Source organism: Pseudomonas sp. W5-36 (assembly GCF_046540455.1).
Lineage (GTDB): Bacteria > Pseudomonadota > Gammaproteobacteria > Pseudomonadales > Pseudomonadaceae > Aquipseudomonas > Aquipseudomonas graminis_B.
This window is the reverse complement of record NZ_JAXCIQ010000010.1, coordinates 149620-172093: the sequence shown is the minus strand read 5'-3', so window position 1 is coordinate 172093 and position 22474 is coordinate 149620. Positions and strand designations below refer to the sequence as shown.

Here is a 22474-nt window from a genome sequence, read left to right as displayed (position 1 = left end):
GGGTTTAATGGAGGTGTTCACTGTTCAGACTCCCGGTGGCGTGGCGCATCACTTCCTGCGGATTGATGGCCGAAGCCTCCAGCACGTTGACGATGGCGCCCTTGTTGAAGACGGCCACGCGGTCGCACATACCGATGATTTCCGGCAGTTCCGAAGAGATCATGATGATCGCGAAGCCTTGTTCGGTGAGTGTGCGCATCAGGGTGTAGATCTCCGCTTTCGCGCCGACGTCGATGCCTCGGGTCGGCTCGTCGAAGATCAGGATGTCGCAGTGGTGATTGATCCAGCGCGCGATCACCACCTTCTGCTGATTGCCGCCGCTGAGATTAATGACCCGGCTTTCACAACTCGGCGCCTTGATCGACAGCTGCTTCATCAGTTGAGCGGTGGTGGTGTCTTCCTTGTGCCGATCAAGCAGGTGCGCCGCGCCTTCGTACTTGCCCAGATTGTTCAGGGAGATGTTCTCGCGGATGCTGAAATCCACAATCAGCCCTTCGCTCTTGCGGCTTTCCGGCAACAGGCCGATGCCGTTGGCCAGCGCCTGCGCCGGATCATTGAGGTGCGCAGGCTGCCCCCGCAGCAGCACGTCCTTGCTGACCACCGGCAACGCACCGATCACCCCCAGCGCCAGTTCCGTACGCCCGGACCCGACCAGCCCGGCAAAGCCGAGAATCTCGCCCTTGTGCAGATTGAAACTGTTGTGCGGGCCGTTGCGGGTCAGCTGGATGTCACGCACTTGCAGCACCACTTCGCCTTGGGCCCGGGACTGCTTGGGCGGAAAGCTCGCTTCCAGACGCCGCCCCACCATCATCTCCACCAGCGTGTCGATGTCACTGTTGGCGACGGTCAGTGCGCCGACGTTAGCGCCATCGCGCAGCACGCTGATGCGGTCGCAGACCTGAAAGATCTCTTCCAGATGGTGGGAGATGAAGATCACCGCCACGCCCTGGCTTTTCAGCTCGCGCATGATGTCGAACAGCAGCTCGGCCTCGGACGGCGTCAGGGTGGCGGTGGGTTCGTCGAGAATCAGCAAACGCGCTTCAAGGGCCAGTGCCTTGGCGATCTCGACAAACTGCTGCTCGGCCACGCTCAAGTGCTGCACCGAACAATCCAGATTGATCTTCACGCCGAGGCGGTCGAACAGCGCGATGGCCTTCTCGCGCATCTCGCCTTTGCGCAGCAAGCCGAAGCCGTTGACGATCTCGTGGCCAAGGAAAATGTTTTCCACGGCATTAAGATAGGGGATCAGGCTGAACTCCTGAAAGACAATGCCGATGCCGGCGGCAATGGCCTCGTTGTAGGTCGCGAAATGCTGCTCCGCGCCGTCAATGAGAATGCTGCCTTTGTCCTGATGCTCGACGCCCGCGAGGATCTTCATCAGGGTCGATTTGCCCGCACCGTTTTCACCGAGCAGCGCGTGAATTTCGCCGCGCTCCACTTGCAGGTTGATCGACTTGAGCGCCTGCACGCCGGGGTAGCTTTTACAGATGTTTTCCAATTGCAGAAGGCAGCTCATGGGCACCTCGTCGCAGCAGAATATCGCTGCGCAACTCACCAAAATCCGGGGCCTAAGTCCCTGGCCAGAACCCGTGGCGCCCGCCTGACCGAAAACCTCAGGCGAGCAGCGCCACGGCCGTTACCAGGTGAAGGTTTTCGCCTTCGCCTGATCCACCAGCAGGATGTCGACCGGAATGGTCGCCGGGACTTGTGAGCCCCACTTCTTGGCGAGCGCCAGCCCGAGGGCCAGACGTACCTGATCGCGTGGGTATTGAGCGGAAGTGGCGATGAACTTGCTGTTGGGCTTCTGGATTTCCTTGATGGCTTCGGGCGCGCCGTCGACGCTGGTCAGCTTGACGTCCATGCCGCTGGACTCGATGGCAGCCAGCGCGCCGAGCGAGCCGTTGTCGTTGACGCTGAACAGGCCTTTGAGAGTGGGCTGCGCCTGCAGCATGTTTTCAGTCACGGTCAGCGCCTGATCACGCTCCTGCTTGCCGTTCTGGATGCTGACAATCTTGATGTCTTTGTACTTGCCCAGGGCTTCCTTGCAGCCGCGCACGCGCTCAAGAATCGGCACTACCGCGATGCCGTCGAGAATCCCGACGTCGCCCTTGCCGCCGATGTTCTTGGCCAGGTAATCGCAGGCCTGCACCCCGGCGTCGAAGTTCTTCGAGCCAACGAACGAGTCCAGCGGGCCATTGGCCTGTGCGTCCACTGCGACGACGACCACGCCTTTGTCATGGGCCTGCTTGACCGCGGACTGAACGCCCACCGAATCGGTCGGGTTGATGATCAGGATATCGATGCCTTTCTGCAGCATGTCTTCGATGTCGCTGATCTGCTTGGACACGTCATGGCGCGCGTCAGTGACCAGCAGCGTTGCACCGATGCTGGCAGTGGCGTCCTGAAGGGCGTCCTTCATGGTCACGAAATACGGGTTGTTGATCTCTTGAAACGACGCACCGATCTTCAGCGGACCGGTCTTGGCGGCGTCTGCGGCTTGAACGTTGAGGGCGCTGCCGCAGGCGACAGCCACGGCGAGGGAACAGAGAACGGCGGAGAAGCCCTTCTTGAGGCGAGTTGTCATAGCGAAAAATCCCGTTGTTTTTATTTTTAAAGCGGAAATGTCATCGTTAACATTTTCGAAATTAGCAGAGAAACGGGGGGGCCGCAATATCCGCTGGCAACCGTTGGTAAGGCTGGCATGACGACCGTTGGCGAGTTTCCTCGCCCCGCGCGTTGACAGTCTAAAGATCTCTGCCGATACTCAGGATCGCGTTGTACGACAACGCATAACTGATAACAAAAATAAAAAGGAATGCTTCCATGACGATGACAGTCAACCGGCGCCTGTCGCCCCAAGAAATCCGCCCCACCTCCCCTTCTCGTTCTTATGACTCCGCTGTGCCTGTGTCCGCGCGTGCGCCTGTGTTTGCCCACGCCGCCACCGCGAGGGACTGATCGACGACGGCCGTTTCGATCAGCCAGTGAGCCTCATTCAAAACCGGTGACTTGAGCACCCATGTCCACGCCTTCGGCGCCTCGGCGGCGACCTCCGGTGCGGGACCGTTTTGTCAGCAGAAAGGGAGAACAATAAGAAATGAAGATCCAGACCAACCGTTCGTGGCTGTTGCTTGGCGCCGGCAGCGTCGCATTCAGCCTGCCATTGATGAGCCTCGCTGAAGGTTTTATCGATGACACCAAGGCCACGCTCAACTTGCGCAATGCCTACTTCAACCGCAACTTCACCAATGCGGCGAACCCTCAGAACTACGCCGAAGAGTGGACGCAAAACTTCATCCTCGACGTGAAATCGGGCTTCACCCCGGGCACGGTCGGCTTCGGCCTCGATGTGCTGGGCCTGTACTCGCAAAAGCTCGATGGCGGCAAGGGCACGGGCGGCACTCAGTTGTTGCCGATCCATGACGACGGGCGCCCCGCCGACAATTTTGGCCGCCTGGGTGTGGCGGCGAAGGCGCGGCTTTCCAACACCGAATTGAAGATCGGCGAGTGGATGCCGGTGCTGCCGATCCTGCGCTCCGATGACGGTCGTTCTCTGCCGCAAACCTTCCGCGGCGGGCAGATCACCTCCAAGGAGATCGCCGGCCTGACGCTGTACGGCGGCCAGTTCCGCGGCAACAGCCCGCGCAACGATGCGAGCATGGAAGACATGTTCATGAACGGTAAATCCGCTGCGTTCAAGTCGGACCGCTTCAACTTTGGCGGCGGCGAATACACCTTCAACGAGAAGCGCACTCAGGTCGGGCTCTGGTACGCGCAGCTGGAAGACGTCTACCAGCAGGAGTTCCTCAACGTTATCCACAAGCAACCCATCGGCGACTGGACCCTGGGCGCCAACCTGGGCTACTTCCTCGGCAAAGAGGACGGCAACAAGCTGGCCGGCGAGCTGGATAACAAGACCGCCTACGCGATGCTTTCCGCTAACTACAAGGGCAACACCGTCTACCTCGGCCTGCAAAAGGTCTATGGCGATGACCAGTGGATGCGGGTCAACGGCACCAGCGGCGGCACGCTGGCCAACGACAGTTACAACTCCAGCTACGACAACGCCAAGGAACGCTCCTGGCAACTGCGTCACGACCTGGATTTTGCGATATTCGGCGTCCCCGGCCTGACAATGATGAACCGCTACATCAGCGGCGATAACGTGCACACCGGTACCGTGACCGACGGCAAGGAGTGGGGACGCGAGTCCGAGCTGGCGTATACGGTGCAAAGCGGTACGTTCAAGAGCCTGAACGTCCGGTGGCGCAACTCCTCGATGCGGCGTGATTACAGCACCAACGAGTTCGACGAAAACCGAGTGTTTGTCAGCTACCCGATCTCGCTGATGTAAGCGTTCAAGCGTCGTGCCGGACAGTCAGTGGGACCGGCTTTAGCCGGGAAAGCGCCGGGCGTCACACTGCAAAGTGCAGGCACGGCATTCTCCCGGTAGCTGCGCTGTTCGGACGACATGTACAAACCGGCGTCAAAGGGGCTTACACCTTCGTCGCGTTGACAAAATTTGTGGGCCCTGTCGATAATCCCGCAAGCGTCATACGACAACCGATGACACCATAAAAACAACATCAGAATCAGGGTTTGCAACGATGACTGAATTCAACGCCCAGGCCCCGCTCAACCGCATTTTGCTGACGGGCGCCGCAGGCGGCCTTGGTAAAGTCCTGCGCGAAAGCCTGCGTCCGTTTGCCAAGGTCCTGCGTCTTTCCGATATCGCCGAAATGACACCGGCAGCCGGCCCCCACGAAGAAATCCAGATCTGCGACCTGGCCGACAAAAACGCGGTTCACGAGTTGGTCGAAGGCGTCGACGCCATCGTCCACTTTGGCGGCGTCTCGGTGGAGCGGTCTTTTGAAGAAATCCTCGGCCCGAACATCTGCGGCGTTTTCCACATCTACGAAGCCGCGCGCCGACATGGCGTGAAGCGAGTGATCTTCGCCAGCTCCAACCACGTCATCGGTTTCTACCGTCAGGATGAGGTCATCGACGCCAGCGCCATGCGTCGCCCGGACAGCTATTACGGCCTGTCGAAATCCTACGGTGAAGACATGGCCAGCTTCTATTTCGATCGGTATGGCATCGAAACCGTCAGCATCCGTATCGGCTCCTCATTCCCTGAAGCACAGAACCGCCGCATGCTCGCCAGTTGGCTGAGCTACAACGACCTGACCCAACTGATCGAGCGCGGCCTGTTCACCCCGAACGTCGGCCACACCATCGTTTACGGCGCGTCGGACAACAGCAAGGTCTGGTGGGATAACCGCCTGGCCAATCACTTGGGCTATCAGCCGAAAGACAGCTCCGAGCAGTTTCGCGCCAAGGTCGAAGCACAACCGATGCCGGCTTCCGACGACCCCGCCATGGTTTATCAGGGTGGTGCATTCGTGGCGAGCGGGCCGTTCGGCGACGAGTAGGCCTCAACGACGGCCAGGCCGACTGCAAGGTCGGCCTCTCATCATAAAAATCAGGGAATGATCGTCATGGAAGCTGAGCTGATTCTCGATGCACGCAACGCAACCGGTGAATCGCCGGTCTGGAACGCCCGGGAACAGGCGCTCTACTGGGTCGACATTCCGGCCCGTCGCCTCCACCGCTGGAGCCCGCAGGACAGTCTCACCACAAGCTGGGAAACGCCGGAAATGCTCGCCTGCATCGCCCGTTACGATGACGGCAGCTGGCTGGCCGGCATGGAAAGCGGCCTGTTCCGCCTTCATCCCCAGGACAATGGCACTGTCGCCACGCAACTGCTGAGCAGCGTCGAGCACGCGACCGACAATATGCGTTTCAACGATGGTCGCTGCGACCGCCAGGGCCGCTTCTGGGCCGGCACCATGTTCATGGACATGGCCAAAACGCTGCCAGTGGGCTCGTTGTATCGCTACAGCGCCGGCCAGCCCGAGCCACTGACCGCGCAGCTCACCGACATGATCGTGCCCAATGGCCTGGGGTTCAGCCCCGACGGTCGCGTCATGTACCTCTCCGACTCCCACCCCTCCGTGCAGAAGATCTGGGCGTTCGATTACGACATCGACACCGGCACGCCGCACAACCGTCGGCTGTTCGTGGACATGAATCACCACGCCGGCCGCCCTGATGGCGCAGCGGTCGACGCGGAGGGCTGTTACTGGATCTGCGGCAACGATGAAGGCGTGATCCATCGCTTCACCCCCGCAGGCAAGCTGGATCGCTCACTCAAGGTGCCGGTTAAAAAACCGGCCATGTGTGCCTTCGGCGGCTCAGGCCTGGACACCCTTTACGTCACCTCCATACGCCCCGGCGGGGACATCAGCGACCAGCCGCTGGCCGGCGGCGTGTTCGCGTTAAACCCTGGGGTCAAGGGCCTCGAAGAACCCCTGTTCAACGGCTGAGCCACACCCTCGGCCACCGCTGCGCCGCCGTACCGCTGCCCCGTTCTATCTGAAAAAACAATAACAACACCGGAGAACATCCATGGAATTCAAACGCACGTTACTCCTCGCCGCACTCCCTCTCGCGCTGTGCCTCTCGAACACAGCGCTGGCGGAAACCAAAATCAAATTCGCTGAAGTACACCCCGCAGGTTATCCGCCCGTTGTCGCTGAACAAAACATGGGCAAGAAACTGGAGGAGCAAAGCAAAGGCGAGATCAGCTTCAAGATGTTCGCCGGCGGTGTGCTCGGCTCCGAGAAAGAAGTCGTCGAACAGGTTCAGGCCAACGCCGTCCAGATGACCCGCATCAGCCTCGGCATCGTCGGGCCGGTGGTACCGGACGTGAACGTGTTCAACCTGCCCTTCGTGTTCCGTGATCACGCCCACATGCGCAAGGTTATCGATGGCGAAATCGGCCAGGAAATGCTCGACAAAATCACCAACTCCGAAGCCAAACTGGTCGCCCTGGCCTGGATGGACGGCGGCACCCGCAACCTCTACACCAAGAAGCCGGTACACGACGTAGCCGACCTCAAGGGCATGAAGATCCGCGTGCAGGGCAACCCGGTGTTCATCGACACCATCAACGCGATGGGCGGCAACGGTATTGCCATGGCGACGGGCGAAATTTTCAGCGCCCTGCAGACCGGTGTCATCGACGGCGCCGAGAACAACATGCCCACCCTGCTTGAACACAACCACTATCAGAACGCCAAGTTCTACACCCTGACCGAGCATCTGATCCTGCCGGAGCCTGTGGTGATGTCCAAAGCCGCCTGGGAAAAACTGAACCCGGAACAGCAGGCGCTGGTGAAGAAACTGGCAGTCGAGGCCCAGGCTGAAGAGCGCGTTCTGTGGGACAAGAAGTCGGCCGAAAGCGAGACGAAGCTTAAGGCGGCAGGTGTGGAGTTCATCACGCTGACGCCTGAGCAGAAGAAAGCCTTCTACGACGCGACAGCGGGCGTGCGAGCCAAGTATGGTGCGCCTTACGCTGACTTGATCAAGCGCATCGAAGCGGTCCAATAAGTCCTTCAGCCCGATAGCACGGCGGTGGCGGCCCTGGCCGTCCACCGTCGTTGTGGTGAGCCTATGAAAAACACGATTCTGCGCTTCAATGACGCACTGTATCGCCTCTGCATCGGGATCGCGGGCCTGTCGATGCTGACCATGGCGCTGATCATCCCGTGGGGCATCTTCGCCCGCTACGTCCTGGGTACCGGCTCCAGCTGGCCGGAACCGACTGCCATTCTGTTGATGGTGGTGTTCACCTTCTTTGGCGCCGCTGCCAGTTACCGGGCCGGCGCGCACATGGCCGTGAATATGGCCACTGACCGCCTGCCGGAAAACGCACGCAAGGCTGCCGCCGTGCTGGTGCAAATCCTCATGGCCGTGGTCTGCGTGTTCATGGCGGTCAAGGGCATGAAGCTGTGCCTGAACACCTGGAATCAGTTTCTGGGTGAAATGCCGGGGCTGCGGGTTGGCATCTCCTATCTGCCGATTCCCATCGGTGGCGTACTGACGCTGATCTTCGTTCTGGAGAAGCTGTTTCTGGGTGACCAGCGTCACCGTCGAGTGGTGAGTTACGACGTGGTCGAATCCAGCGAAGAGGCAGCATGATGGACGCATTTATTCTGTTGGGCAGCTTCATCGCACTGATCCTGGTCGGCATGCCGGTGGCGTTCGCATTGGGCCTGTCTGCGCTGATCGGCGCATGGTGGATCGAGATCCCGTTCGACGCACTGATGATTCAGGTCGCGGGTGGCGTGAACAAGTTCTCGCTGCTGGCGATCCCGTTCTTCGTGCTGGCCGGCGCGATCATGGCCGAGGGCGGCATGTCCCGCAGGCTCGTGGCGTTTGCGGGCGTGCTGGTGGGCTTCGTGCGCGGCGGCCTGTCACTGGTGAACATCGTCGCCTCGACGTTCTTCGGCGCCATCTCTGGCTCGTCGGTTGCCGACACCGCGTCGGTCGGTTCGGTGCTGATTCCGGAAATGGAGCGCAATGGCTATCCCCGCGACTTCTCCACGGCGGTAACGGTGAGTGGTTCGGTGCAGGCGCTGCTCACACCACCCAGCCACAACTCGGTGCTGTATTCGCTGGCAGCGGGTGGCACCGTATCGATCGCGTCGCTGTTCATGGCCGGGATCATGCCGGGCCTGCTGCTCAGCGCCGTGTTGATGGTGCTGTGCATGATCTTCGCCCGTAAGCGCAACTACCCGAAGGGCGAAGTGATCCCGCTGCGCAAGGCGTTGAAAATTGCCGGTGAGGCCCTGTGGGGCATGATGGCGATGGTGATCATCCTCGGCGGCATCCTGTCGGGGGTGTTCACCGCCACCGAGTCCGCGGCGATCGCTGTGCTCTGGGCGTTCTTCGTCACCATGTTCATCTACCGCGATTACAAATGGCGCGACCTGCCCAAGCTGATGCATCGGGCCGTGCGCACGGTTTCCATCGTGATGATCCTGATCGGTTTCGCCGCCAGCTTCGGCTACATCCTGACGCTGATGGAAATCCCGATGAAGATCACCACAGCGTTTCTGACGCTGTCGGACAACCGCTACGTGATTCTGATGTGCATCAACGTCATGTTGCTGCTGCTGGGCACGGTGATGGACATGGCGCCGCTGATCCTCATCCTCACCCCGATCCTGCTGCCGGTGATCGTCGGCATCGGCGTCGATCCGGTGCACTTCGGGATGATCATGCTGGTCAACCTGGGCATCGGGCTGATAACGCCGCCTGTGGGAGCCGTGCTCTTCGTCGGCGCCGCAGTGGGCAAGGTCACGATCGAGGACACGGTGAAAGCGCTGCTGCCGTTCTATGTCGCACTGTTCCTGGTGCTGATGGCAGTGACGTACATTCCTGCGATCTCGCTGTGGCTGCCGAGCGTGGTGCTGTAAGTCACGTGAAGTGAAAGCGCTAAAAAACGCCCTCTTTCCGAGGGCGTTTTCAGTTATCGCCCCTGGCAGACATCCTGGCCTGTCTCACGGAAGGAACAGGCGCCGACATATTCAGTGACACAAATTCGTTACGTCTCGCCGCCCATCTATTCGGCGCGTTCTTCGCCGATCTGTTTCATAAATGGACGGAAAACCTCGGCTTTTTAGCTGAAAATTAACATTTTGAAATATTACTTCCTTGCGCGTGGATAAAGTTGTGCTAGCTGCTAGGCTCTGGCCTCGCCCGGCTGAACCGGTACATCTCAAGCAGTAGGTCCGACGGGTTTCGCTGTTCCTCGGTCTACGTCATGAGGTTGCGCCAGATGCCTTACACGACTTTTTCGGAAGCTCAGGTTCAGAGCTTGATCAAGGCCATCGACAGTGACGGATACGCTGTCTTGCCGGACTGGGCCAGTTCGTCCCAGCTGGAATCACTGCAAGCACTGGTTGCCCGGACCGTGGCCGATAGCGGCAACGATTACGTGGCCCTCTCTGGCCGACAGGCCGTGCAGGGAACGCCGCTCCATGAGTGGGGCTCGTCGCGGGACTTCGTCGATTTATGCCGACGCATCGTGGCGGGCGTCACCGGCGATCGCTCAAGCGAAAATGGCATGACCCAGACATTGCGCTGCCTGACCGGCAGCGGCGGGCGTCGCGAATCGCTGATCTTTCACTACGACTCGTTTGTGCTGACCACCATCCTCCCGGTCTGCATGCCCACCAGCGGAGAACGCGGCGACCTGCTGATGCTGCCGAACCGTCGGCCAATCCGCCGCACCTACTTCGCCAACCTGCTCGACAAGGTGCGCGTGGACAACGGCTGGGTGCAGCGCCGCCTCAGGAGCAAAGCCGCGAAGGCTGACAACGCCTTTACCCGCATCGCCATGCAACCCGGCCACCTGTACCTGTTCTGGGGTTATCGCTCGCTGCACACCAACATGCCCGTAGCCGAAGACGCCCTGCGCGCCACAGCGGTGTTTCACTACCACAACGTCCACGGCAGCAGTTCGCTGGCCAGCCGGCTGCGCCGATCACTCGGCACCTGGAAGGACCAGGGTTTGCAGGAGGATGTGCCACAGATGTGAAGTGATCGGGTGATGCCGCAAAACGAAAGGCTTATGACCTTGAGCCTCGGAGATTAATCTGCTGCATAAACTCTCCTTCTATATTTATGCCAAATAGTGATTAGCGAAGCGTCGATTTATATCCTTATGATCTGAGCCTCAATAGCCCAGATCGAGGTCAAGGACATGGCGATTCAGATCAAACCCGTTGCGGGAAAAATCGGTGCCGAGGTGAGCGGCGTCAAACTCTCCGCAGATGTCTCCACGCAGGATTTCGATTTCATTAATCAGGCGCTGCTCACGCACAAGGTGCTTTTCTTCCGTGAGCAGTTTCTCAGCGACGAACAGCATGAAGGCTTCTCCCGCCGCTTCGGTGATCAGGTCCCTCACCCCACCGTTCGCTCCGCCGAGAAAAGCAGCGCCATACTGCACCTCGACGCCAGGGAAACTCGGGCTAATTCGTGGCACACCGACGTCACCTTCGTCGCCAACTACCCGAAAATCTCGATCCTGCGTGGCGTGGTCATCCCGCCCTACGGCGGCGACACAGTGTGGGCCAACACCGCGGCTGCCTACGCTGACCTCCCCGACAGCCTGAAAACCCTGGCCGACGGCCTCCGCGCGCTGCACACCAACGTCTACGACTACGCGGCGCCCCGCGACACCGGCGAAGCGGGCGTGAAACGCTACCGCGAGCAGTTCACCGCCGAAGTCTACGAAACCGAACACCCACTGGTGCGCGTGCACCCTGAAACCGGCGAGCCCAGCCTGTTGCTCGGCCACTTCGTCAAACAGATTCAAGGCGTCAGCAGCGACGACTCGAAACAGCTGATCCGCTTGTTCCACGATCGCATCACGCACCTGGACAACACCGTGCGCTGGCGCTGGAACGAAGGCGACGTGGTGATCTGGGACAACCGCGCCACCCAACACATCGCCGTCAACGACTATGGCCAGGCCGAGCGAGTGGTGCGCCGTACCACTGTCGCAGGCGACATTCCGGTCGGCGTCGACGGACGCGCCAGCCAGGCCATCAAACCCACACCCGAAACCCTCTCGCCCAAGACCGAAGCCGACAAGAAACACCTGGCTGCCTGATCGCGCGTCAACCACTTTCCAAGGAAGAAACGTCATGGCAAATCCCAAGCGAACATCTCTATTCAGCAAGACACGCGTAGCTACCGCACTGGCGGCGCTGCTGATGATGCCCTTGGCCGAAGCCGACGTTCTGCGCATTGGCGTGGCCAGCGCCGGTGGCGGTGATCCGGTCACGTTCAGCGGCTCGTCCCTGGGCATCGTGCGCAACCAGCAGCGCCTTGAAAAAGCCTTCGCCGGCACCGACACCGAAGTGCAGTGGTTCTTCTTCAAGGGCGCCGGGCCGGCCGTCAACGAGGCACTTTCCAATCAGCAACTGGACTTCGCCTACGAAGGCGACTTGCCCGCGGTAGTCGGCCGTTCCAATGGCCTGGACACCAAATTGCTTGCGGCCATCGGCGTGCGCTCAAATGTGTATCTGGCGGTGCCCAAAGGCTCCGAGATCAAGAGCGTCGAAGACCTCAAGGGCAAGAAGGTCGCGGTGTTCCGTGGCACCAACGCCCACCTGGTGTCGATCAAGTTACTGGCCGATCACGGCATGACCGAGCGCGACCTGAAAGTGATCAATCTGGACAGCGGCAGCAGCCAGGCCGCGCTGGCGTCCAAAGGCGTCGATGCCGCATTCGGCGGGCGCGAGCTGTTCAAACTGAGCGATCAAGGGCTGGCCGACATCATCTTCGATAACCCTGACAACAACGTGCGCTATACCCGCCAGTGCGCATTGGTGGTCCGTGGGGATTACGAAAAACAGCACGCCGACAATGTGCAGAAAGTCGTCAACGTGCTGGTCGATGCCGCGCGATGGGAATCCGAAGCCAGCAACCGCGACGCCGTGCTCAACGAGTGGGCGAAGACCAACGAACCGCTGGCCTCGCTGCAAGCCGACTTCGGTGGTCTGGATTTGCGCGACAGCGCGTCACCGCTGGTGGATGCGTTCCTGCGCGACAGCTATCAGGCCGTCGCTGATCAGGCCAGGGACGAGAAGATGATTCGCCGCCCTGTGAGCGTCGAAGGCTGGTTCGACACCCGCTATCTGGACAATGCGCTGAAAGCCAAAGGTCTTGAGCACTACTGGACCGCCTACGGTGCGGACGGCAAAGCCGCGAACACGGCGACGGCGTCTTCGGACAAACCCGCCAACAACGGAGGCTGATGCCATGGCCCGAGCCACCGCTGAAGCGCTTGATCGGCAGCACATTCCTGTGAAAACCCTGGCGCCGGTCAAGCGTCTGCCCCATTCACCGTCGCGAGCCCCTCGCCGCGTCCCGGTCGTCAAACCCGCCACAGCCTGGCGAACCCGCGGCGCAAATATTGCCTTGGCCTGGCTGCTGCCTATCACGCTGTCGGGCCTGTGGTACCTCGGCACTGAACGCGGCTGGCTGTCGGAGCAAGTACTGCCGCCGCCCGCGTTCGTTTACCAGACGTTGGGCGATCTGGTCAGCAGCGGCGACTTGTGGCTGAACGCCTCCGCCAGTCTGCAGCGCGTGCTGGTGGGCTTTCTGATCGGCTCGGCGTTGGGGATCACCCTGGGGCTAGCGATGGGGTTGTCGAAAACCGTCGAAGATTATCTGCTGCCGACGTTCAACGCGCTGGTGCAGATTCCGGTACTGGGCTGGATGCCGTTTGCCCTGCTGCTGTTCGGCATCGGCGAGCCGCTGAAATATGTACTGATCGCTCACGCCGCGCTGGTCCCGGTGACGCTGTGTACGCTTCAAGCCTTCCATGAAGTGCCCAAACGCCTGCTGGAAGTGGGCCGCGCGTACGGATTCAGCCAACGTCAGATCGTCACCGACATCGTCCTGCCCTCCGCCGTCGCGCCGATCTTCACCGGCCTGCGTCTGGGATTCACCAAGGCCTGGCTGTCGCTGGTGGTGGTTGAGCTGTTGGCGTCCAGCGAAGGGCTGGGCTACCTGATCGCCTATGGTCGGCAGTTGTTTCAGCTGGATCTGGTCATGGCCGCCGTGGTGGTGGTTGGCACCCTCGGGCTACTGATTGATCGCGGTTTCGAATTCATCGAGCGGCGCCTAAACCGAGGCCGTCCGGTCAAGACCGGGAGGTTGGCATGAGCACACTGACAATCTCACACGGCACCCAGACCCACCGCTATCGAGGTTGGGTGGTTCCCCTCTTGGCGGTGGCAGTCTGGTGGCTTGCATCCAGCCAGGGTTGGAGCAGCTCCGGCTTGTTGGTTTCGCCACAAAAGGTCGCCGTCACCACCTGGGAGCAAGTGACGTCCGGGCAGTTCTGGCGTGCGATTTCCGCCAGTCTTGCCCGCGACCTGAGCGGCTTTTTCATCGGCACCACACTGGGTCTGGTGCTCGGTTGTCTGCTGGGGTTTTCGCGGCTGTTCGAGCGAGTGGTGGGCCCGAGCTTCAACACGTTCAAACAGATCTCGTTGTTCGCCTGGATCCCGCTGATCTCGGTGTGGTTCGGTCTGGGCGACGTCGCCAAAGTGGTGTTCCTGTCCCTCGCAGCACTGGTGCCGGTGGTGGTCAACACGTGCGACGGCTTGCGCAGCGTTTCCCCGGCGCTGCTGGAAGTCGCGAAGGTCTACGGCTTCACCCGCTGGCAGACGATCACCGGCGTCATGCTGCCCGCAGCGCTGCCTTCGATCTTTACCGGTATCTACCTGGCGCTGGTGTATTCGTGGCTGGCGACCATCGGCGCGGAATACCTGCTGGTGTCGGGCAGCGGCATCGGCAATACGCTGATCGATGGCAGCGAGCACTTCATGATGGACCTCGTGCTGTTCGGCATGATCGTCATCGGGCTGGTCGGCTGGGGGCTTAACCTCTTGGCGCGTCTTTTTGAACGACGCCTGCAACGGCTGTACGGCATTGCCCCTCGCTGAGGTCGTCGTGCTCGGCCTCTCCCGAATCTCTCGCTTCCCCAAACCGAATGTCAGAAGGAACGCTCATGCCCAGTACCCAACCGCTTACCGCCCAGCCCCTCGCCCCGTCACAGGGCAACGGGCTGCGCCTGGAAAACATCAGCAAGCACTTTACCCATGCAGGCGCCGACACCCAACTGCACGTTCTGGACAACGTCCAGCTGGACATCGCGCCGGGGGAGTTCATCACCATCGTCGGTGCCAGTGGTTGTGGCAAATCAACGCTCCTCAGGTTGATCCTCGGCCTGGACGAAGCATTCGACGGCCGCATCCTGCTGGACGACAAGCCGATCAGGGGCACGGGGCTTGAGCGCGGCATCGTGTTCCAGGATCACCGGCTTTTCCCGTGGCTCACGGTTGAGCAGAACGTCGCGGTCGGCCTGAAGAACGCACCGCTGAGCGCCGCGCAAAAGCGTGACACCGTACGCGAACACATTCAGCTGGTTGGCCTGCAGGATTTCACTGAGTCGTACCCGCACCAGATTTCCGGCGGCATGGCGCAACGGGTGGCGATTGCCCGGGGACTGGTCAATCGGCCCAGCGTGCTGCTCCTTGACGAACCCTTCGGCGCACTGGATGCGCTGACCCGTACGCGATTGCAGCGTGAGTTGCAGCACATCTGGCAGCAGGAAAAGATCACCATGGTCCATGTCACCCATGATGTGGATGAGGCGGTTTATCTCGGTGATAGGGTGGTGGTAATGCAGCCGCATCCGGGGCGGATCCGGCGTATCGTCGACATCGACCTGCCCCGCCCGCGCAATCGCAGCGACGCACGGTTTATCTCTCTAAGGGATGACGTGCTCAGCGATTTCGCGGAGTTGTCCTAGCGGGTGAAGACCGCCTTCGAGGCGGCCCTCCGCCGGTGCTTCAATCCGACGTATCCACCGACACGCGATTGCGACCGTTCTTTTTGGACTCGTACAGGGCCTGATCTGCGCGCTCGATGAGCGTCTTGTGATCATCCATCGGCGAGGTCATGTCAGCGACGCCCAGGCTGATCGTGCAATGAATGGCTTCGCCTTCCTGCATGACGTCCAGCGCCTCGACGGCGGCGCGCAGACGCTCAGCGAACATGGCGCCGCCTTGCTTGTCGGTGTCGGGCAGCAAGACCGCAAACTCTTCGCCGCCGTAACGACCGGCGATGTCAGCTTCACGGATGTGTTCACGCACGACGTCCGCCACCCGCTGGATCACCCGGTCTCCGCATTGATGCCCGTAGGTGTCGTTGACGCGCTTGAAGTGATCGATGTCGAACATCACCAGCGACGCCGTAGTGCCGTAGCGCACGTGCCGCGCATGCTCCAGACGCAGTGCTTCTTCCCAGTGACCGCGGTTGTACAGGCTGGTCAGGCGGTCAGTGCTCGATAGCTTCTGCAGCTCGCGGTTGGCGGCCTGCAATTGCAGACGGTTCGTCGCCACATCGGTGACGTCGTAGATCACCAGACACACATGGCTGACCACCCCGGTCGTCGACCGCAGCGGGTACATCGTGGTGTTCTGGTACATGAAGTCTTCTTGCCCGGTGATGGGCTGATAGCTCTTGAAATGAACCAGATAAGGGCGCTGCTCCCAGATCGTGAACGCTGGGGTTCCCAGCGTAATCACGCTGTCGATCTTGTTCTTCAGCCAGCGCTCGTTGATCTCCGGGAACAGCGAAAAGAACGAACGGGTCGCCGCTTCATACGACAGTATCCCGGAACGGTTCTCCATGAAGGTGTTCCAGACCTGCACCCGGTACTCCTGATCCAGCACCACCACGCCGACGTCGATGTTCTGCGTCACGGTGAGCAGCCAGTGCAATTCTTTGAAATCGATACGATCGTTCATGAATCAGCTCATCAAATGGGCGAGTTTCCGCGACAGCAGCTCGACCGAGTCCTCGGTGAACAACATCAACAGATCGAAATGGATGTTATGGCCTTCCAGGCTGTAACTGATCTCCACAGCCAGCGTCTTCTTCCAGCGCCGCTCGTTGAGACGGATCAGCTCTTCAATGCCGCTGTGCAAGCCCAGCACTTGGGGGTGGCTTTGGGAAAAGGCGACGTCGAGCTGCTCCGCAATGCCGCTCAGACAAGCGCCGATCAGGATGGACGACAGGTCCAGCAACATCTCCATGTCAGAGTAGTCGGCGTCGTCGACCTTCATCAGTTGCGCCATGTCGGCGATATCCGAATCATGAAACAACAACAGCGCTTCGCCGGCGATGCCGCCACCGATATAGCCCTGACACACCGCCGTGAGCCGGTCATTGGCCTGGGCATCCGCCAGCGCCATGTGCAGCTCGCCCACCTCCAGCATGTTGACGTTGGGCACCGGCAGTTGCACGAACACGCCCAAGACCCGCGCCAACAACGCGGCGGCGCGGCCCATTGCCACGTTCACGGTCTCGCGGAATGCGTCATTGAAACTGATGGCGGCCTGATCGCCACCCGATGCCAGGGCCAGAGACTGATTGGCGCTCTCTCCCAACAGGCCTAGTCGCTCAAGGGTCTGCTGCAGTTGATCGGGATCAGCCGGTTTTTTCAGGAAGGCCAGCGCGCCCAGTTCCAGGGTGCGCCGCACCGCTTCTTCCTGAACGTCACCGGAGACAACGATGACGCTGGCCTGCAGGCTTTCCGCGCGAATGGCGGCCAGCGTCTGATAACCGTCCATGTCCGGCATCGTCAGATCCAGCAGCACCACGCGGCCCAGACCCTGGCGAATCGCCTCGATCCCTTCACGGCCATTGGCCGCCGTGGTCACCGACACATCCCACTCGGGCGGCAGGGCCTTCATCAGCTGCTTGCGCGCCATGTTGGAGTCGTCGCAAATCAGTAAGGGAATCGTGGGCATCTACTTCTCACAGCAAAAGAGTTTCAGGCCTGGCCCGGAGTAAAGCAGCTTCGCCACAGAGAAGCGAAGGTACGCCAGACTGTAGCCGATGACAGGTCATCAAAGTGTCAACGCTGTGGGTAGATTCGCCACCCATCCAGCAATGGGCTGCGTGATATGCAATTACTGTGCACAGCCGCACTGACTTCTATCAATTGGATGGTCTAGACACCTTCACTTGGATAGCGCGTGGCGTAGGAGGATAACTCAGTGGGCGTGGCGAGAAGATGTCAAATGCTCGTCTCAGCTGCGAAACAAGCTGGTCGTGCAGAAATGAGGACATAAAAAAACCCCGGCGCGAACGTCGGGGTTTTATTGACCAAATCCTTGTGGCCCTTCGCATGAACCTTGAATCAGTCGCCTGACGACTTTCACACTGTCAGCCGGCTATTTTCCAGGTTCAGCAGAATGTAATTACTCAGCTTTCAGGCCATCAGCCGAAACAGCTTTCACGCCTTTGATTTTCTTGGTGATCGCAACAGCGGTGGTTTTCTGCGCATCAGTGATAGCGACAGTCGACGACAGGGATACCACGCCTTTGTTGGTCTCAACCTTGATGTCGGAGCCTGGAATGCCTTTTTCGGTCAGCAGGTCAGATTTGACCTTGGTGGTGATCCAAGTGTCAGAAGTAGCTTCTTTGGTTTTGGCGACTTCGTTTGCAGCTACAGTCATTGGAGCTTGAGCAGAGGTCTGAGCCATGGCTACGTTGGCCATAGTCAGAGTCAGAGCAGTGGCGGTAGCAGCAGCAATAGCGAACTTCTTCATACGGGTAACTCCTGTTTTTCTCAGAATCTGCGCCAATCTGATTGGCTGCAGGGTTACCTACAATGTCGCAAGCGCTGTGCCAACACACGATCACAAATATATTCCTTATAAATCAAATACTTATGTTTTCATGGATCCACAGCTGTCGTGCAGATTGCCCGCTTTACGAAAGTTCCGCTTGCAAGATGCATGTTCTGACGAGCCGCCCGACGACGGTCTGGCTCCCTAAGCCATTAATTGCATTCAAAAAAAAGAGCCCCGAAGGGCTCTTTTTCATCTACTGCAGGAGGCGGGTTAAACCCCCGACGCCTTGGCAGCTGCAACGTCTTTGATCGAAAGCTTGATACGGCCGCGGTTATCCACGTCCAGCACCAGCACTTCGACTTCTTGACCTTCTTTCAAGATGTCGGTGACCTTCTCTACGCGAGCGTCGCTCAACATGGAGATGTGCACCAGACCGTCTTTGCCCGGCAGGATGTTAACGAACGCGCCGAAGTCGACGATGCGCTCGACCTTGCCGACGTAGATCTTGCCGATCTCGGCTTCAGCGGTGATGCCCAGAACGCGCTGACGTGCAGCTTCAGCAGCTTCCTTGGTTTCGCCAAAGATCTTGATCGAGCCGTCGTCTTCGATGTCGATCGACGCTTTGGTTTCTTCGCAGATGGCACGGATGGTAGCGCCGCCCTTGCCGATCACGTCGCGGATCTTGTCGGTGTCGATCTTCATCGCGATCATGGTCGGAGCGTTTTCCGACAGCTCGGTGCGCGACTGACCAATGATGGTGTTCATCTGACCCAGGATGTTCAGACGTGCTTCCAGCGCCTGACCCAAAGCGATCTCCATGATCTCTTCGGTGATGCCCTTGATCTTGATGTCCATCTGCAGCGCGGTGACACCTTTGGCGGTACCGGCCACTTTGAAGTCCATGTCGCCCAGGTGGTCTTCGTCACCCAGGATGTCGGTCAGGATGGCGAACTTCTCGCCTTCTTTAACCAGACCCATGGCGATACCGGCGACCGGCGCCTTCATTGGAACACCAGCGTCCATCAGCGCCAGCGAAGCACCACAGACCGACGCCATGGAGCTGGAACCGTTGGACTCGGTGATTTCCGATACGACGCGGATGGTGTACGGGAACACGTCGGCAGCCGGCAGCATGGCCTGAACCGAACGGCGGGCCAGACGGCCGTGACCGATTTCACGGCGACCGGCGCCACCCATGCGACCACACTCGCCCACCGAGAACGGAGGGAAGTTGTAGTGGAGCATGAACGGGTCTTTCTTCTCGCCTTCGAGGGTGTCGAGCAGCTGAGCGTCACGCGCGGTACCCAGGGTGGCCACGACCAGCGCCTGAGTTTCGCCACGGGTGAACAGCGCCGAACCGTGAGTCTTCGGCAGAACGCCGACTTCGATGTTCAGCGTACGCACAGTCTTGGTGTCGCGACCGTCGATACGCGGCTTGCCGTTGACGATGTTTTCGCGAACGGTGCGGTATTCGATCTCGCCGAATGCCGCTTTGACTTCGCTGGCGGACGGGCTGCCGTCTTCAACAGCCAGCTTGGCAACGATCTGATCCTTCAGCTCACCCAGGCGAGCATAGCGATCGGCCTTGACGGTGATGGTGTAGGCCTCGGAGATCGCTGCGCCGAACTCGGAGCGGATAGCGCCCAGCAGTTCAGTGGCTTCAGCTTTCGGCGCCCAGTTCCAGGTTGGCTTGGCAGCTTCGGCGGCCAGCTCTTTGACGGCCTTGATGACCGACTGGAATTCGTCGTGGGCGAACAGCACGGCGCCCAGCATCTGGTCTTCGGTCAGCTCTTTGGCTTCCGACTCAACCATCAGTACCGCTTCTTCGGTGCCGGCAACGACCATGTCCAGGCTCGATGCTTTCAGTTGCTCGTAAGTCGGGTTCAGCAGGTAGCCGGTGCTCTCGTGGAAAGCAACGCGCGCGGCACCGATCGGGCCGTCGAACGGAATACCGGAGATTGCCAGCGCAGCCGAAGTACCGATCATCGCAGCGACGTCCGGATCGGTTTTCTTGCTGGTGGAGACGACGGTGCAGACAACCTGCACTTCGTTCATGAAGCCTTCTGGAAACAGTGGGCGGATCGGACGGTCGATCAAACGCGAGGTCAGTGTTTCTTTTTCGGAAGGACGGCCTTCACGCTTGAAGAAACCACCAGGGATCTTGCCAGCGGCGTAGGTCTTTTCCTGGTAGTGAACGGAAAGAGGGAAAAAGCCTTTGCTTGCGTCTGCATGCTTGGCGCCGACCACAGTCACGAGAACGGTGACGTCGTCGTCAACGGTGACCAATACAGCACCAGAGGCTTGACGGGCAATACGGCCAGTCTCGAGGGTTACGGTCGATTGACCGAATTGAAATTTCTTGATTACCGGGTTCACGGTTTCCTACCTTCTTTGTGGCTCTTGGGGAACTGGTTTCTTGCGAATTCTTGGGCAGCGAGGGGAATCGGACCCTTCGGCAGTCCAGATACAACTAGAGGCTGGGAGCCCGCCAGCCCACTGGTAAAACCAGCGGAACATGACGACCAACCAACCTCTATCCGAGTCGTTATTAGCGACGCAGACCCAGACGACCGATCAGGGCGCTGTAACGGCTAACGTCCTTACCTTTCAGGTAATCCAGCAGCTTGCGACGCTGGTTTACCATACGGATCAGACCACGACGGGAGTGGTGATCCTTGCCGTTGGCCTTGAAGTGGCCTTGCAGTTTGTTGATGTTGGCGGTCAGCAGTGCAACTTGCACTTCTGGCGAACCAGTATCACCAACAGCTTGCTGGTAGTCGGTTACGATCTGAGCTTTATCTTCAACGCTGAGTGCCATGTGGGCATTCCTTTTATCAAGAAACCGCTCCTGAGAGACGGTTTCAACAGGCCGAGAGCTGACTCTCGTATTTAAATGTGAGGAGTGACCATGCCTGTTAACAGCCACCCTCGTACCGCCGTGCCAGGAAACCCTGCCGCGACGGGTCCGGTCACTCTGACCGAATCAGTCGACGCGGCGCAATGCGCCCGTCTTCACTCACTTCACCGATCCCGATGAAGCGTCCTTCATGATCCTGCACCCGCACCATGCCAAACTTCGGCGCGTCGGGGGCTCTCACCGGCTGGCCATGCAGCCAGTAGAACGAACTGTGCTCGGAGAACTGCAGCAGCGGCCAATCCAGCAATCCGCTGTCCGATGGCATCAGGAAGCGATCAACCGCTTCGTTACCGCCTTCGGCATGCACGGCTTCCAGCTCTTCCAGCGTTACCGTCTGGGCCAGCGTGAAAGGACCGGCCTGGGTGCGACGCAACTGGGCGACGTAAGCACCGCAGCCCAGCTTTTCACCGATATCTTCCACGAGGGTACGAATATAGGTGCCTTTGGTGCAGTCGACAGCCAAACGAGCGGTCTCACCTTCACACGCCAATAATTCCAGGCGCGCAATAGTAACAGAACGCGGTTCGCGCTCCACCACTTCCCCTGCTCGGGCCAGCTTGTATAACGGCTGACCGTCCCGCTTGAGGGCGGAGTACATCGGCGGTATCTGACTGATATCCCCGCGAAATGCCGGAAGCACCGCCTCGATATCCGAGCGACCAACGGTCACAGGCCGCGTCTGCAGCACCTCACCCTCGGCGTCGGCCGTGGTGGTGGTCTTGCCGAGCTGCATCAGGGTTTCATAACCCTTGTCGGAATCGAGCAGGTACTGGGAAAACTTGGTGGCTTCACCGAAGCACAGCGGCAGAACGCCGGTTGCCAGCGGATCGAGACTGCCCGTATGGCCGGCTTTTTCGGCGTTGAGCAACCAGCGCACTTTCTGCAGCGCGGCGTTGGACGTGAAGCCCAGCGGCTTGTCGAGCAGGATGATCCCGCTGACGTTACGGCGAATACGCTTGACCTGAGCCACGCCTTATTCCTCCGGACCGTCTTGCTTGGGTGCGGTTTGGTGCTGACCATCTTCAGCCACCGCACGCTCGATCAATGCCGACAAATGCGCGCCACGGGCAACGCTTTCGTCGTAATGGAAATGCAGTTGCGGAACGCTGCGCAGCTTCATCTCACGGGCCAGCTGCATACGCAGGAACCCTGCAGCAGCATTGAGCACCTTGATCGACTGCGCGATTTCTTCGGCGCTGTCCTGCCCCATCACGGTCATGAAGATTTTCGCGTGGCCGACATCACGGCTGACGTCGACGGCGGTGATGGTGACCAACCCCACGCGGGGGTCTTTGATTTCACGACGGATCAGCTGTGCCAGCTCACGCTGCATCTGATCGCCGATACGTTGGGTACGGCTGTATTCTTTTGCCATGTCTTGTTACCTGTCACTGCTGACCCATGGCAAAAGCCATGTGGTCTGAAAGCGGCAAACGCCCGGCCTGGCGAGAGCCGGACCGGGCGTTGCGTTTAGAGTCCATGA

The 22474-nt window shown here is 59.8% G+C and carries 21 protein-coding genes; 12 read left to right on the top strand and 9 right to left on the bottom strand.

Translation table 11 applies throughout. From position 1 onward, the window contains the following. Window positions 1-4: 4 nt before the first annotated feature. Complete coding sequence (locus SLW74_RS17690) at window positions 5-1516, bottom strand: sugar ABC transporter ATP-binding protein (protein ID WP_410929648.1); 1512 nt, start codon at window positions 1514-1516, stop codon at window positions 5-7. A 120-nt stretch (window positions 1517-1636) separates the two neighbouring features. Next, window positions 1637-2584: a substrate-binding domain-containing protein gene (locus SLW74_RS17685; RefSeq protein WP_065987583.1), complete on the bottom strand. Its 948-nt coding sequence runs from the start codon at window positions 2582-2584 to the stop codon at window positions 1637-1639. Window positions 2585-3097: 513 nt separating this feature from the next. Here SLW74_RS17685 and SLW74_RS17680 point away from each other — a divergent pair. From SLW74_RS17680 to SLW74_RS17625, 12 genes are all read left to right on the top strand, one after another. Continuing rightward, window positions 3098-4354 carry an OprD family porin gene (locus SLW74_RS17680; RefSeq protein WP_065987584.1) on the top strand — a complete coding sequence of 419 codons (1257 nt, stop codon included), beginning with the start codon at window positions 3098-3100 and terminating at the stop codon, window positions 4352-4354. 253 nt (window positions 4355-4607) lie between these two features. Beyond that, complete coding sequence (locus SLW74_RS17675) at window positions 4608-5432, top strand: NAD-dependent epimerase/dehydratase family protein (RefSeq protein ID WP_410929647.1); 825 nt, start codon at window positions 4608-4610, stop codon at window positions 5430-5432. A 66-nt stretch (window positions 5433-5498) separates the two neighbouring features. Then, window positions 5499-6386: an SMP-30/gluconolactonase/LRE family protein gene (locus SLW74_RS17670; protein WP_410929646.1), complete on the top strand. Its 888-nt coding sequence runs from the start codon at window positions 5499-5501 to the stop codon at window positions 6384-6386. An 82-nt stretch (window positions 6387-6468) separates the two neighbouring features. Continuing rightward, window positions 6469-7452 (top strand): TRAP transporter substrate-binding protein, encoded by a 984-nt coding sequence (locus SLW74_RS17665; protein ID WP_369318947.1) that lies wholly within the window; start codon window positions 6469-6471, stop codon window positions 7450-7452. A 63-nt stretch (window positions 7453-7515) separates the two neighbouring features. Continuing rightward, window positions 7516-8043 (top strand): TRAP transporter small permease, encoded by a 528-nt coding sequence (locus tag SLW74_RS17660; RefSeq protein ID WP_065987588.1) that lies wholly within the window; start codon window positions 7516-7518, stop codon window positions 8041-8043. After that, on the top strand, window positions 8043-9323 hold the full coding sequence (locus SLW74_RS17655) for a TRAP transporter large permease (RefSeq protein ID WP_065987589.1): 1281 nt from the start codon (window positions 8043-8045) through the stop codon (window positions 9321-9323). The genes SLW74_RS17660 and SLW74_RS17655 overlap by 1 nt, the downstream gene beginning before the upstream one ends. Before the next feature lie 362 nt (window positions 9324-9685). Beyond that, complete coding sequence (locus tag SLW74_RS17650) at window positions 9686-10447, top strand: hypothetical protein (protein ID WP_410929645.1); 762 nt, start codon at window positions 9686-9688, stop codon at window positions 10445-10447. A 165-nt stretch (window positions 10448-10612) separates the two neighbouring features. Further along, window positions 10613-11524 (top strand): TauD/TfdA dioxygenase family protein, encoded by a 912-nt coding sequence (locus SLW74_RS17645; RefSeq protein WP_410929644.1) that lies wholly within the window; start codon window positions 10613-10615, stop codon window positions 11522-11524. Between the two features lie 34 nt (window positions 11525-11558). After that, window positions 11559-12674, top strand: coding sequence for an ABC transporter substrate-binding protein (locus tag SLW74_RS17640; protein WP_410929643.1), 1116 nt, complete (start codon window positions 11559-11561; stop codon window positions 12672-12674). Between the two features lie 4 nt (window positions 12675-12678). Next, complete coding sequence (locus SLW74_RS17635) at window positions 12679-13587, top strand: ABC transporter permease (protein ID WP_410929642.1); 909 nt, start codon at window positions 12679-12681, stop codon at window positions 13585-13587. Further along, complete coding sequence (locus SLW74_RS17630) at window positions 13584-14372, top strand: ABC transporter permease (RefSeq protein ID WP_410929641.1); 789 nt, start codon at window positions 13584-13586, stop codon at window positions 14370-14372. The genes SLW74_RS17635 and SLW74_RS17630 overlap by 4 nt, the downstream gene beginning before the upstream one ends. 65 nt (window positions 14373-14437) lie before the next feature. Then, complete coding sequence (locus tag SLW74_RS17625; RefSeq protein WP_192132945.1) at window positions 14438-15241, top strand: ABC transporter ATP-binding protein; 804 nt, start codon at window positions 14438-14440, stop codon at window positions 15239-15241. A 40-nt stretch (window positions 15242-15281) separates the two neighbouring features. Here the strand turns inward: SLW74_RS17625 and SLW74_RS17620 are convergent, their stop codons facing one another. The 7 genes from SLW74_RS17620 to rbfA all read right to left on the bottom strand — a co-directional run bounded on the left by SLW74_RS17620 (window position 15282) and on the right by rbfA (window position 22366). Then, entirely contained in the window at window positions 15282-16241 is a 960-nt protein-coding gene (locus SLW74_RS17620) for a GGDEF domain-containing protein (RefSeq protein WP_192132947.1), read from the bottom strand. 3 nt (window positions 16242-16244) lie between these two features. Beyond that, complete coding sequence (locus SLW74_RS17615) at window positions 16245-17246, bottom strand: response regulator (RefSeq protein WP_410929640.1); 1002 nt, start codon at window positions 17244-17246, stop codon at window positions 16245-16247. Between the two features lie 453 nt (window positions 17247-17699). After that, window positions 17700-18050 carry a BON domain-containing protein gene (locus SLW74_RS17610; RefSeq protein ID WP_065987597.1) on the bottom strand — a complete coding sequence of 117 codons (351 nt, stop codon included), beginning with the start codon at window positions 18048-18050 and terminating at the stop codon, window positions 17700-17702. Window positions 18051-18344: 294 nt separating this feature from the next. Beyond that, on the bottom strand, window positions 18345-20450 hold the full coding sequence (pnp, locus tag SLW74_RS17605) for a polyribonucleotide nucleotidyltransferase (RefSeq protein ID WP_410929639.1): 2106 nt from the start codon (window positions 20448-20450) through the stop codon (window positions 18345-18347). A gap of 172 nt (window positions 20451-20622) precedes the next feature. Further along, on the bottom strand, window positions 20623-20892 hold the full coding sequence (gene rpsO, locus SLW74_RS17600) for a 30S ribosomal protein S15 (protein ID WP_037015114.1): 270 nt from the start codon (window positions 20890-20892) through the stop codon (window positions 20623-20625). 151 nt (window positions 20893-21043) lie between these two features. Further along, window positions 21044-21961 carry a tRNA pseudouridine(55) synthase TruB gene (gene truB / locus SLW74_RS17595; RefSeq protein ID WP_065987599.1) on the bottom strand — a complete coding sequence of 306 codons (918 nt, stop codon included), beginning with the start codon at window positions 21959-21961 and terminating at the stop codon, window positions 21044-21046. Between the two features lie 3 nt (window positions 21962-21964). Next, window positions 21965-22366: a 30S ribosome-binding factor RbfA gene (rbfA, locus tag SLW74_RS17590; RefSeq protein WP_065987600.1), complete on the bottom strand. Its 402-nt coding sequence runs from the start codon at window positions 22364-22366 to the stop codon at window positions 21965-21967. Window positions 22367-22474: the final 108 nt, after the last annotated feature.